Annotated in this window: 4 protein-coding genes; all 4 read right to left on the bottom strand. The window is 36.3% G+C overall.

Features of this window, described 5'->3' with window-relative positions; translation table 11 throughout:
• Positions 1-245: 245 nt before the first annotated feature.
• Entirely contained in the window at positions 246-740 is a 495-nt protein-coding gene (locus IX38_RS01260) for a hypothetical protein (RefSeq protein WP_034701038.1), read from the bottom strand.
• On the bottom strand, positions 734-10,843 hold the full coding sequence (locus tag IX38_RS23320; protein WP_034701039.1) for a SpvB/TcaC N-terminal domain-containing protein: 10,110 nt from the start codon (positions 10,841-10,843) through the stop codon (positions 734-736). The genes IX38_RS01260 and IX38_RS23320 overlap by 7 nt, the downstream gene beginning before the upstream one ends.
• A gap of 209 nt (positions 10,844-11,052) precedes the next feature.
• Positions 11,053-13,020, bottom strand: a complete 1,968-nt coding sequence (locus tag IX38_RS01270; protein ID WP_034701040.1) for a T9SS type A sorting domain-containing protein — start codon at positions 13,018-13,020, stop codon at positions 11,053-11,055.
• Between the two features lie 14 nt (positions 13,021-13,034).
• On the bottom strand, positions 13,035-15,278 hold the full coding sequence (locus tag IX38_RS01275) for a S8 family serine peptidase (RefSeq protein ID WP_034701041.1): 2,244 nt from the start codon (positions 15,276-15,278) through the stop codon (positions 13,035-13,037).
• Positions 15,279-15,313 lie beyond the last annotated feature (35 nt).

Raw genomic sequence — 15,313 nt, forward strand, 5'->3', positions numbered from 1 at the left:
ACCAGATGATCTCAAAGAAATTATGCCTGTGAACATCATTAAAATTTTCCGGATGTCCTGTATCAAAAGTCATCAGCTGAAACTGAAAACCTCAACAAATAAATACTGAGACGCCTGCTAATCAGCTGTTTGATTGTTTTTATAAGTGTAGAAAATTTATTTGCTTTATGAAAAAAGAATCTGTCTCAGTTGTGAGACAGATTCTTTTATTATTACCCAAAGTCACAGACTTTGCACAGCGGGAATCATTCAATTTTTATTTTTATCGTTCCTATTTTAGTATCTGTTTTAGCATTTTTAACAACCAATATCAGGGTGTCTCCTATTTTAGCATCACAATTACCTGTATAAAAAGCTTCACCTTTATACTCTCCATCATTTGTAACTATCCAATTTCTATTTCCAGACATTTCAATTGGTTCCTCCCAAATAATTCTTCTATACTTTTCATCTTCATTATCTGTTGAGATTAAAAATCCATAGAATTTTTGATACATTAACTTACACGAATAAAACTTTTCGTTCAAATGATATATATTTTTCAAAGAATCTCCATCAATTTTTATATTGAGTTTATTAGAAATAAATACCCCTTCTTTTTTGCTTTTTCCCATTGAATTAAAAGAATAGGGGTGTTCTACAATAAAATTACCTTTAAAAATTATTATACTTAAAAAATAGTAAAAAATTAATACTATTATCAATGCCAATATTAGCTTTGTTCGTTTTCTCTTTACCATTTCCCAGTCATTCCTTGTGAGGTTCTTTTTATTTTATAATCCACATCTTTTCCTTTAGGATTATTCATTTCTATTGCTCGTTGCTTGGCCGCAGGAAGATAATTAGTTTCTTTATACTCTTCACCTGTTTTCCAATCATATTGTCCTGTATAATTACTTTCACCGTTTTGCAAGCCTCCGGCGTTTAATGCTTTCTCAGCAACCGTGGTACATTGATTAGCTTGCCCAAATGAACTAAAAAAGTTTTCATAATCTAATTGATTCCAATATTCATCAAAGACCTGACTTGCCGCTTTTATCATTTTTTTATCCGCATTTCCATCGGTTTTCATCTGATAGGCATTTTGGTATCTTTGAATAATATTTCCATTAGAATCCAAATGAGATGTTCTCAATCCTTGCCCGTCGTCATAGTCATCTTTAAAAGTATTATGTTCAGAGTTTTTAAATTCATTTAATGTTTTAAATACTTTTTCAGTATAAACATCATTTTTACCACTTTTTCCTCTTCCTTTGTTTGTTCCTTTATCGTAATCATAAGACATATATCTCCAACCCGTTTTATCATTCCCTATTAAAACTGCCATATGGCCGACAATATGCCTATGGCCATGAGTTTTACCACCATCTCTACTCGTTTTGCCTCTAGAACCATGAGAAAGAATTATTATGTCTCTACCATCAGGATCAATAGCGTTGATTGGGTTGTTTGCAACGTAAATATAAGGTGAAAGACTAGGATACTTTTCAGCTAGTGGGTCTACATTCAACCAAAGAGAAACTCTAGGATTGTAGTATCTCGCTCCATAATAGTAATACCCAGTTTCAGCATCAAGTTCCTTGCCATTAAACTTATATGGACTGTAATTACTATTCCTGTGGTTTTCCACAAATGTCTCACCACTTGGGAAGTATTCTATATTCTGCGTTACTTCTCCGTCCGCACCTGTAATAAAGCTGCTGGAACCTAAATGATCAGGATGGAACCAATAGATTTCTTTTTCTCTATCTCCTGCATAATTGTTGACACAGCTTCCATTATATCCTGCATTCTGTCCGTAGTTAGGTGGTGGCGTGATATTGTTCTGCTGCATTACAGCCAAACTTCTTTGGGTTGCAGTTTGTTGAATAGTATTCGATACATTAGCCGGATTGATAGGCGGTGTACTTCCCGCAAATGGGATAATCAGCCAATTACAATCAAAAACTCCTATATTATCGCTTGTTCCGTTTTTAGTTACTATTCTCTGGTTTCCTGCATAGTAATTTTTTGTATAGCGAGGCATTGATACCGCTCCAAAACTATCAAAAGACACATTCATCGTTAACAATCCATTCGGGTAAATAGTTGCTGAATGAGAAGTCAGAAGCGCCTGAGGCCATGTATTGGTCTGTTCTCCTCTTGTTCTGAATAACATCCCTGAATACATTACATCTTTAATGATTCTTTCACTACCCGCATCGTAAGTATAGATTGCAGCACCGTCAACTTCTGGGGTAGAAGGATTGGTATCCACAAAGCGTAGACGGTTTTCTTCATCCCACTGATATACCACTTTTGCTTCAGTATAGGTACATGTTTCCTGTTCGATAGTCGTAGGATTTCCTTTTGCATCATATTTATAATGTTGGAACTTCACTCCCGGATCATCTGGATTACAACATGTAGAAGACGGTACTAAGTTAGGTTCATCTATAATTGTTGTCGGAGCATGTGGATGTGAAGGGTTATCATACTTATAGTTCAGTCTGTAAGAAGTTGGCTCCATTGCCGTCCAGTTATTATTGGTCGCTCCGGTGGTCCATTCATGCTTCTGGGTTTTGCTCATGATGTTATGCATATTATCATAAGACATGGCAACAGTATAACGGTGGCGTTCTTCTTCTGCTTGGGTATTGATTCCTCTCCAGTTTCCTGAAGCAGAAGTCAGACGATATAAGTCATCATATCCGTATGCATAATTGGTTCCTCCACCTAAAAGACCGTTTACAACAGGGGCATTGTTGTGGACCTGCATTACATTAGAAACCACATCATACTGATATACGTTCTGCATGAAAGATCTGCTGGTATTTTTAGCATACATTTTCAACAGCCTTCTACGGTTGGTTTCGTACTCGTAAGTCGTTTCCGTTCCGTTTCCATTTTTAAGGTAAATTCTTTGTTCAAATTTGTCATACCCAATAAGATTTATCATCGGATATGAAGTCCCATCTTTTACAGAGGCAACATTATTTAAATTCCCTGCTTTATCGTATTTGTATGTTAATTTTTCGCCATCAGGATAAGTAATGGTCTTTACACGGTTCCAGGTGTCATACTGCCATTCTGTTCCGAACCAATAAACCTGTGCTCCCGGCACTGCAACCGAACGTCTCTGATAAGTAAGCTCCCCTAATCTTCCATATTTCAAATATTGTGTTCCCGTAGCATCTGTTTGGTACCACAATCTTCCTACTGCATTATTATCCATTGCTGAAGCATCTAATGCATTTCCATAGTAGTATTTTACATTGTTTTCAGGGTATACCGGATATTTAACTTCTTTTAGTCTTGTATAATCGTAGTTGTATTCTACTACTTCACCAGCAGAATTACCTTTTGCTACCATATTGCTTGCTCTATCATACTTATAGCTGCTCGTTCCGCTATCGGGATGTGTGTAAGAAGTTCTTCTTCCCAAGTCATCATAAACCGATGTGGTAATATTACCGTTTACATCTTTTGCCTGAAGAATTTCACCAATGGCATCATGGGTAAACTGGGTTTTGATATCTCCGGTATTTGAAACCTCATGAACTGAAGTTGTTCTTCCTTTGATGTCGGTATATGTTTTCTTAATACTTCCCAATTCATCTTTGAAGATGGTCTCAAACATATTTCTTCCCTGAACATCCGTACCAAAACCATAAGTGATGGTTGAGAACAGGTTTTCTCCAGGAAGTTTTGTATAAACAGCTCTGTCCAATACATCATATTGGTTCATCGTTGGTTCTATATTGTCTACTGCAGCATTATACTGAGTATTAGAAGAACTGATATCTTCCAATGTAGGATAGTATGTTTTTAATGCTCTTCCAAATGCATCTGTTTCTACTTTACCTGCTACAATATACTTTAATCCCTGGTTATGAATATCTCCGGTTTTCTTCACCTGAACGGCTCCTCCGAATCCGTCTGCAATGGCGATCGTATTGATCGTATTGTCAGCATATTCCGGATCATAGTGCTTTGTTGTTGCGAAAGACTGTGCATTGGTCGCATTAAGCGGTGCATTGGTAATTGGGCTGTACTCAAACTTAATCGTCCATGGAATGTTGTTAAACAGCTCATATGGTCCCGCGATTTCTGTAGTTCTTGCTTTAGCATCATATACATATTTCATTGGCTGAAGGTTCATATCTTCAGTATATGTCGGTACTCCAAAACGGAAATCATATTTAGTTTTACTGCTATATCCAAAAGCGTCCTGAATTTTTACCGGATAGGTTTTTACATTATCATCATATGTATATTGCTGGAAGAATCTTTGGTTCTGAGCATTTTCAGGCCCTATAGATTTGGTTATATTTCCATAAATGTCATATTCAAAATCGTAAACTGAATAATTGGTTCCCTGATTAAGGATGGTCATTTTTGAAAGATTCCCCTCAGTGTTATATTCTGCTTTTTTCTCTCTGGTAACCCCTTGTGCCGTATTTTTTACTGAAGTCGGCATGACAATATATAAAGATGGATTAACTAATGTATAGGCAACTTTACTCGTTAATATTTCTGAAGCTCCTATATCTGTATCTCCTGAGTCTTCCACTTCTACAACATTCCCCCACTCATCATATTTTTTGAAGTTAGTGCTTATCGTTTTCCAACCGGTATCTCCTTCAGCAAAATTAGAGTTTGTATTGTATACAGCAACAAAGCATGCAAAATTCTGGTAGGTCTTTTCATCCTCTCCATATTTAATCGTAAAATCAGAATTAGTGTCTTTTAATTGTTTTAAAGAATAATTGCTAACATTTACAGTCCATGTTTTATCATTCGCGTCTATAAGTCTTTCTGTGTTTAATAATCCTTTTAAATAATAGTTGTTATTGTGAAACCTTTGTAATGTTTTTCTATATACTACATTAGAAGAAGCACCGCCCTGTTTTGTATCAATTTGATTGGTCGTAACTTGTCTGAAGCCGTAGAATGATCTTTCTCTTCGGCTGTAATAAGGACCTTCATAATCTACCGTCACTTTAGATACATCCGGACTGTATGCATTATCTCCTGTAAATCCATCATTGGTAGTTACACTTTTTAATACATATTTGCTTTGAGGCATATTATAGGTATTTCCCATTCTTTCGTAGGCAACCTCCCAGGATCCACCCATTGGTGTGGTTACTTTTTTAAGAAGGTTAGTAGTCCCTATCTGGTTAAGCTGTACTTTAATATTATCTGTATCATCAGAAGTTACAAGATCAGGATATCCATCTCCATTCATGTCTTTGAATGTGGCATGGGATCTTGAAGTTGAAGCCCCTTTTGAAACGCCTAAAGTAACGTTCAGTTTCAGTCCGCTTACTCCTGCAACAATTGGAATAGGAATTAAAATAGTTCCTGCTGCATTTCCTCCAACACTAATAGATACATCTTTATGAATGTCATTTCCATTTTGAAAATTTAAATTTAGTGGCGTGGTGGACATTCTATCTCCTAAGTTAAGATAAGCCGTTACGCTATTTCCTGCATATACAACCTTATCTGTCAATCCATCTCCATTAATGTCAACCAGTTCTTTTGTTGTTGTACTTGTATTCGAGTTGAAATTAACTCCAAATTCAAAGCTTCCTCTGAATAAACTGATTCCTCCTCCCAGTCCAAATCCACTTCCTACACCTTCCGGTTTGATATCTGATCCCCAAGAATCATTTCCGGCAAACCCTTTTCCAACATTCAGTTCAAAACTATTTGTATTGAATTTATCAGGAAGGCCGTCTCCATTAATATCTAAGAATGTCTGCTTTGAATGCTCAGAAGAAGTTTCTCCATTTGCCCCTACAGACAGCTTTGTGGCAGCTACTTTACTGTCCACTGAACTACTAATTAAATTATCATTAAATGCTCTACTCTCAGATTTTTCTCCCGTTGTTTGTATAAATGCCATTCTTCTGGATTCACCATGCACAAATGAATAGCTTGATGAAAGTCCGGATGAGCTGGCTTTTGAAATCGACTGGCTTCCCACGTCTAAAGAACTTCCGGATAAAAACCCTACCGGATACGTGATTTTCACATTGGTTTTATTGAAGTCATCCGGGAATCCGTCTCCATTATAATCTAATACATTTCGAATAGATTTTGCTTCAGAAAAAAGTGTTTGTGACACGTTCACTCCTGCAAAGCCGATACTCACTCCACCACCAACGCTCACGCTTTGATTTTTCAACTGGATATTTGGTGCATTCAATTCGGACCCGGCAGCCTGACTTAACGAATTATTATTGAAATTAGAATCTATATTATGTATTCCCAAACGTGATGCATTGATTACATTTTGATATATATATATGCTTGGATCAACATCCATCAGTCTTCCTTTGTCTGTATTATTAACATTGGAATTAGTCATCAAGAAATAATTTTTCGCTAATGATCCATCATTATCTACGATGGTAACATTTCCGTCAGGATCAATTGTTGGATTATTAATTGTCGGGTTCGTACCTGGATCTGTACCGTACGCATTACTTAATTTCAAACGCGTTTCATCCACTTTCATTTCAGCAACAGTCCCTCCATTAGCAAAGTTATTGTTAATGTCGTATGCTTCTACAATGGTATTTTTAGCTAAATTATTTCCATTGACGATAAATCCTCCCCAACCACGATATAACATTCCAAATCTGCTGTCATATTCATTTGAGTTTAATGCAGATGTAGGGGTTTGTGGCCCCAATACAGGCTTATGTGGCGGTGAATTTGTAAAGCTTGTTATCACACTTTCGCTACCTCCATTTTCAATATATAATTTTGTAAAAGCTGAAGGAGCTCCACCTGGAGAAAATGTTAAAACGTATGTATAGGTACCTGGATTTAGCATTGTTTCCGAGTACACCGGCATTCCCGATTGTCCAGATAAGGTTCCGTTAGGGAAAAATGTATTGATACCGAGTGTTGCCGATGTTCCTGCAACATAATTTCCTAGTTCAAACTTCAGCTTTGTAGCCTGACTAATTACAATTGTTCCTGTTTGCTGTACTGTATTTGAACCTGATAATTGTACAATTAAATTGTTCGGATTGTCTATATAATTAAGAGCATTATGTATTAAAGTCCCGGTAATACTGGTTATATTATTTATAAAGTCTCTATCGTCACTGTTTACTGTTGTTTCTAAATATATGTTCTCGTTTAAATCCTGAGATGCTATAGTATATGGCGTTCCAAAAGCCGCAGTTGCAACACCATTAACTACATTATACACTGTTTTAGTTAATAATTTATTTTTAATTTTTGCGGAGATAACAACTTTTCCACTTTTCCCATTAAAATTGGGAAGAGAAGATGCCTTTACAGAAATATTCTTTCCGATATCTGCTGATTGAGCAGTGTAAGTTGCAAAACTTCCTCTGTCATTATACATGCTGTACTCTACCTGCAAATATGTTTTTTCACCCGTTGAAGTTTCAGTAAATTCAGGAATTAACTTAAATTTCGCCCAATCTATTTGGGTATCTGTATACACTTTTACAGAAACTTTATCATTTGGACTTAAATTTACCTGTGAACCAATAACACTGTTATTATAAGTAGAAGCAGATGTTATTGTCATTGGAAACTGAGCGTAATCCACATCATTGATGGTCAGAAATACTTTAGCATCATCTGACAATGGAATCGTCTTGTTTAAATATAAATTTAAAGTTCCTGCATTTCCAACAACGAAAGAACTGGTACCAGAGTTCACAAAATCCTCCTGAGAGCTATATACCGACAGATTTCGATTATCACTATCAACAGCTGGTATATTTGGGGTTGAATAAGTAATTTCAGGATTCCATGTAAGCTGATCCAGTGTCCCATCATATTTGGAAGATACTCTGAAATAAAGCTTTTCTCCTTTACTGATATTAATGCTCTGATCTGCAAAAGAATGTAAGTTATAGTCTCCAGCATTAATGTTATTGACTAACGGATCATTATTTTTATATTGAAAAGATACTGCAACACCGTCTGCTTTGCTACAATCCTCTTCCGGATTACATGATATCTGATTCAGATTAAAAGCATTTTTAACTGTAATAGAACCAGACTTTGGAGCTACCCATACCCGAACAACATCATGTAATGGATTCTGTTCCAGCATCATTTTTTTCTCTGCTTTATCCTGATCATCAAATAATGAAATAGAAGGCTGTGCACCACTAGAAGTAACATTAATAGGATATGGTGTCAAACCGCTATTAGGGTCAAATGAAGGAACATTTCCAACAAGACTGTTAAAGTAGACTTTTCCATTTTTCACAAAATCTACCAATCCGTCGTTATTGAAATCCATAAAATACGATGACGTTGTATTGGTACTGTTAGAATAATCAAACCCAAGACTTCCTCCACCGAAATTAGCATCAATACCCACTCCCCAAGATGAATTTTTGGACTTCCCGATATCCTGCAAATTCCCAACATTCACCTGAGGTCCAAATGCCTGAATTCCATTTGTTGCGGTTGACAAGTTTTTAGAATAAGAAATAACTCCATTATTCTGATATACTCTGTCTGCCAGATTATCCCCATCTATATCTATTAAAGTAATTTTACTTTCTGAAGAAGAATTGCTGATGGAACCATGTGCTCCAACAGTTCCTTTTCTGAAACTGAATAAGCTAGTATCACTTGTTGGTGGAGAGGATAAATTATATACTCCTACACTAATTCCAAAATTGGTTCCTGTAGATTTACCCTGACTTCCTGAAAGCATTGTATATCCCTGGAATAATTGTCCTGAAGAAAGTAAGCCGGGAAAACTGGCATGATCCGGTGCCTCCCAAGGCTGAGGGGCCCCAAACATATTGGCTCCATCGGGAGCCTCATTATATTCTATTTCATTAGTATAAAAAACAGCACCTGCCGCATCTTTCTCCGTTATGTTTTTTAATAAGGATTTCCTGAAAGTTTTATCATCATTTTTATACCCGAACTCATAACTTCTTACGTTTTCATTACCATATTTAATTTCAACTTTGCTTAGCCTCTTTGATTCTATCTGAAGAAAACCTAGTCTTCCATTAATCTGAACATCTTCTCTACCAGGAGTTGTGGTAAATAGAACTGTATATTTTTTTGCCGGATTTTGTGCATTGTGTAAAGTGTAATCAATTTGAGAAATATGCAACTCCTGTCCTCCATTTCCCGGATTTCCGGTATAGGTTGATTTATCATACGTATACAGCACATAATTTCCATTGGTATCAATCGTTTTATACAAAGCCCAATGTCCTATATTTCCATTGGCATCTTTAAGAACGGCATTATCAATTACGCCGGCCTCACCGCCAAAAAAAGATTTTGTCCCGTCTTTAGATGTTACAATCCAAAAATAATTTTTAGGACTTGTCCCTCTTCTTACAATATTATTATAAGCACCTTCAATTCTAGGATAAAATTTTCTGTGCGGTATTCTTCCTTTTTCAAACCCTTCATTTCTGTTAGGCATAGCAAATATACCCGGGCTTGTCTCAAATGTCAACTGTTCCCCTCCTATTGAATACAATTCTGTTTCAGTTCCCTGATTGTATGTAGGAACGCCCCATCTCGTATCAATATTTACTGATGGAACAGACATATCCCAGCCAAGTCCCATCCAGCCGTTTCCACCTTCACTGCTATAGCTTACACCTAAAGAAGGCTGCATTCCTGCTCTACCTGCAGGAAGTTTAATTGGGAAATTGGTGGTAACACTTCCCATACTGTTAGGAGATGGTGGAGCAATGCTTACAATTCCCTCAGAAGCGTTTGCAGCTTTAATATCTTTAATAGAGTTAGGAGCATAGCTTCCTGTTTCCGGAGATTCGGGAACTTTTAAAACCCCATTGACCATGTCTGTAAAGTGGGTAGTTTTTGACACCAAAACATTCTGCTGCAGATTGACACTGTCTTTATCTAAAGCAATCCATTTTTTCTCTGTTCTGTCAAAATAAAAAGTTTTGATATCCTGCTCCGTATATCCGGTTGGTATTTTACTTTTATCATATCCTAAAGATACTTGTGCCGGAGCTGAAAAATGTTCTCCATGAGGAAGGAAACGATACCCTGCATTTTCAGATGTTACGTTTACCATTTCAGGAGTAATCGCAGGCATATCTATGTCTCTAAGCGCTGTGATTGAAAAGTTTTCTGAACTTTTAAGTACTCCTTTTGGGATGTTTAATTCAGCGGAACCCAGATTAAGTTTTTCAGAATTATTGATACTTCCAACAAATTTTGAAACAGACAAAGCATTGTATTTTACGCCGATACTATTTTCAAAATTCTGTTTTTTATTGGAAATTCCTATCCTAAGGTTTTTTACCTTATAGCTATAGTCTGCAAGATAAGGCAATGTAAAAATTACCGTATTCTTTCCATGTCTGACAGATTGATCTGCAATGGGTTCCGACTGGTGGATCCAGGTGGTATTTTTTTGGATATTTTTCCCGCCAACGGCCAGATCATCATTGATGACTTTGCTAACTTCTTTATAGCTGTCAATTCCGTACAAATCATATTCTAATGTATACTGATACGCAGAATTAATTTTTTCATCGACTGAAATATTAAAGATATTATCATAGATATGATCAATAGGATGTTCAGAGCTTGTTCCTATAATACCTTCTTTAATATCAGAAATATAATATCGCTTCTCATTTAATGATAAAGGAACAGAAGCATTATACTTGATTGCTTTAGCAGGAGAAACCAAAATATTATGGCCTGATTTCTCTTTGCTTCCGTCAATAGTATTTCCGGAAATATCATCAGGCTTCTTAGAGTTATTTTTTTTCTCTTCACCCGTGATACGTTCAGAAACTTCTTTCTTTATGTTGTTTTTTGATGCATCATTAATTTCCATTATGGGGGTCACGTTTTCATGCCTATTCAGATAAGTTGAATTAGCGTAAGCATGAACCTGAGACCAACAAGTGAAAAATATAATTGAATTAAGAAGTTTTGTGTTCTTTCTTAAGACGCTTAATAAAGATCTGTTCATTCGTTTATATGTGTTTTTTCACACCTAAGACACTCTGCTTTTTTACCTGTAGAGTGTCTTGGATATGGATATTAATTTTTTACAATAAGTTTGAATACTTTTATTTCAGACGAAGTTTTTACAATGATTAGATACACACCTTCAGCTGGCAGGGTATCTTTTATTTCATAGTAATCTTTGCCTTTGTCCTGGATGGTTTTTACCAATCTTCCGGACCCGTCATGTATTTTTATATCTACCGTTTCTATTTTATCTGAAATAATTCTAATGGTAAATGGCTGTCCTTTAGGTACCGGATTAGGATAAATGACAATTCCGTTTTCTTTTTTTCTCGTCACTTTTACTGTATCTTTTTTAGTACAGTTATCTGATGTTTTTACTGTTACCGTGTATTCTCCCGGCTCGTAAACATTGATTGTAGCAGAACTGCTTGTAAATCCGTTATCAGAAGTCCATGTATAGACCGCATTCGGGTCTGCAATTTGTGTTGATGCATCAAACTGTGCAGAATTCCCTGAAGAAAGTGCGACATCCGGACCAAGATCTAAATTAATAGTGCTGAAATCATTAACCGTGAAATCATATCCGGTAACATTATTATCAGCATCCGTAATATTCAGATGATAATTTCCAATTGTTAAATTAGGAAATGACACCTGTGAGATCTGAACGGTTATATTTTGTGATGTTCCATTACCTGTAAGGGCAACATTAAACGGCGCTTTTCCTCCTTTAATATTTAAGTTAAGAGTTCCGCTCGTTGTAGTACAGGTAGGTTGGGTAATCTGATAAGTAGATAAAATTTTATTTCCTAAAGCAAATGAGAAAACATCTGTCCCGGACAGATCCTGATCAAAAACAACATCTTTAAAATGTACCCCCTGGTTATTATCAACATGATCCATTGCGTAAGCTTCAATATTGGCAGAATTAAAATTTCCCTGCCCTGTTCTGTCTACAAGAAGCCAAAGTTTTTTATCAGCCGGAATCTGAGCTATAATATCTTTAATAGAGAAAACCACCTCAGTTGGAATGGTCTGTGAGTTTTCTGTTGTAAATCTCGCTTTCCATTTTCTCTTTAATAATCTGTACCCGAAAGTATCTACATCAAGTTCTAACGGTTTTTTATTATCGCCCCAAATCAAAAAACTCTGATCTGGAAATTGTGCATCGTTTGACTTATTGTCTATCGCAAGTTTTTTGGCTGCAATGACAAGTCTCTTTTGTTCTGACGAGCTGGTAGCCTGTTTCTGATAAAGATCTGAATATCCGTCTCTGGCAATACCCGTTATATTGGCAGGATAGTCATTAAAATCATCCTGCTTCCATATTTTTTTATTTTTGGAGCTTAGATATTCTGTATAAGGCATTGTAATCGCATATTTTACAGCCAGATAAGAATTCACCCTATTGCGTTCGTTAAGTGTAAGGATTTTTCTGTATGCAAAAAATTCAGGCAGTTTTCCTGTGAAATTTTTCCATTGATGATTCCCTTCATCTTTCCCGATATACATCGATGAAAGCCCTGTCTTACCAATTACTTTAGTAATTTTAGTGGAAGGAGTTCCAAACTTGGAATACAAACTGAAAGAAGCCAGAGTATCTATTATGCTTGTATTGATATAATTAATCTGTTCGTTATTGTATCTGAAAACATTTTTAGTACTGTAAAACAGCTCTTTCTCATCGGTATTATCTGTTGTAAATAACGCAGATTCCAATGTTGAATTTTTATTCTGATAAGCGGTAAAAAAGTTCAGTTTATCTATCGTTTCTATGACAAAAGGAAACTTTAAAAAATCATCTGTACCATCAAAATTCAAGCATTCATTATAATTCAATAATGAGTAAGTCGGTTGATTAGCTCCCGTTAAAGCTTGTATCTGATGCTGATTGCCACTATAATCCTGGTACAAAAGTGAAGGCATTTGAAGTGAATTGGTCTTATACCACACACTTGTGCCTCCCACTCCTCCAGGGGACTGTGCATTCGAAGCACAGGCAAGTAAAACGCTGAGAATTGTAAATGTTTTTTTCATGGGTGTAAGCGTCTTTATTTTATGATAAGCTTTTTGGTTTCCTTATATTCGGCAGTCTCTATAGAAACCATATAGATTCCCTGAGAATAGGATCTTGTGTCTATGGTTTTTATAAATTCCCCTTTTGGAAATTTGGTTGAACTTTGTTCTGATGATATCAGCTTACCTGAAGCATCATAAACAGAAATTTTAATGGAAGATTGGCTCTGTAAGAAAAATCTTATGTTTACCTCTTCTTTAGCCGGATTTGGGAATAATGTAAAATGTTCAGATACCGAACTGCTGGTGTTAGACACAGACAGAACCTCCGAACCTACTCTTTCCTGGGCTCTATATCTCATAGCAGAAATGAGGTCAAAACATGGGGTGATAAAAGCATGGAATCTCGCACCAGGCTCAACCTGAAAACCTGGAAGTAAAGCAATATTTCTGGATGCAATGTATTCAACACCCTGCACAGGAGCTATAATTTTATTGCCTGCAACGATCTGTTTAGCCAAAATGGTCTGGCTTGTCGTAATATCATCTGCCGGGCTTACCAGTGTTTTCAGATCTTCTTTATAGCAGAAGTCTACATTGGAAACAACGATTGAAAATGTTTGACTGCCCCCAGGTAATAAAGGGGTTGCATTTGTTTTTGGGGAAACAATGATTTTATAGGTTGCTATTTCAGGATTTTTAACATCTACTCTTTCTATGGTATCTACATCATTTGTTGAGGTTTTTGTTGCCGCTCCTGTTAAATTGCTCATTCCACCCAATTTCCATGGATAGTATGTGCTTTCTGTTCCGTTAGAATTTATTTTTACAATTTTTAAATCCAAATCATTAACTACGTTTGGATTACTAAGGTCTACCACATTATTAACCAGATTTCCCTGAGGATCTGTCCACGAAATAGTGGCTGACAATGGCTGGCTCTCTTCGTAAGGAACCACATATAAAGTATATTTATTCCCTTGATTTAGCGTAACCTCTTTTATTAATGTTGATTTTTTTTCATTATTAATAATGCCTTCAATATTGTTGTAAATGGCTTCAGAAGCTCTTTTTGCATCTGCCAATCCCCAACCATATATATAATCCGGTCCTTCAGTCCCTTTATCATTGGCTGTGTGAGCCAACAATGCACGTACCGTAGATGAAAGCATATAACTTTGTGTAGGACTTACAGATTTATAATACTGCTGAAGTAAGGTAATAATACCAGAAACAACGGCTGCTGCCGAAGAAGTTCCTCTGTAAGTACCGTAAGCAGCATCGTAAGTTTCAATGGATGAATACATATTTTCGCCTGGAGCACAGATATCCGGTTTTATTCTTCCGTCATCTGTAGGGCCATAACTGCTGAATGCTGAAACATCAAATGCTTCATCAGAGTTCATATTTACATTTTTCTTCGCTGAAGCCACTACCAGAACGTTTTTGGCGATCCCCGCCCCTTCCAGTAAATCATATCCGTTTTTGGCAGAAACCTGCGGAACGATACCAGGATCAATCTCTCTTGCATTTCCGGCTGCTTTTACAATTTGCAGATATGGTTTTAAATACATCAGATTATCCCATGATTGTGCCGTTACATTATATTTTCCAAACTGATAATTTTGCAGATACATAGGATCGAAACCATAGCTGTTATTCGCTACTAATATTCCGTTTGTCCCATTATATGCCTGTGAAAGCATTTCCGGAACATCATCTACCCAGTCATAAGCATTGATTTTTGCTTCGTAAGCAATTCCTCTGGCCTCGGCTTCACCATTATTTCCTGCCAGTGTTCCCGCGATATTGGTACTATGCCTTGAAATCGTTTGATTTTGTAAATTATCATAGCTGTTTATTTTTCCGGTTAATAACTCGTGGGTCGTTCTGGGTTTTGAATAATCCCACTGACCAATGATCATATTATTTCCGGTTATATTAAGTCCCAACCCTCCTCCGGAATATAAATTATCAGCTTTTGTCATTTTTGCCGCTCCGGCATTAAGAGTAGTATAATACATGGGGCGACCATTTTCATCAGCTCCAATAAGTTGCTTTTCATTGCCGTTTTCAGAAATAAATTCCTTATGACCTAAGCTTTTAAGCCTTTGAATCTCACTTTTTTGCTTTTGTGCCTGCTCCTGTACTTTATTTCGAAAAGCCTGGATCTCTCGTTCCTGCGGGTCTGTTTTTAATTCATCCTTGGCCTGACCGTAAGATGAAAAAAAGAACATCACAGCAATACCTAATATAGATTTATGGTAGATTTTCTGCATCCGGAAAAATTTAATGTATGTTTGTGTTTTACAGA

This window comes from Chryseobacterium luteum (genome assembly GCF_000737785.1).
In the GTDB taxonomy this organism is placed as follows: Bacteria; Bacteroidota; Bacteroidia; order Flavobacteriales; family Weeksellaceae; genus Chryseobacterium; species Chryseobacterium luteum.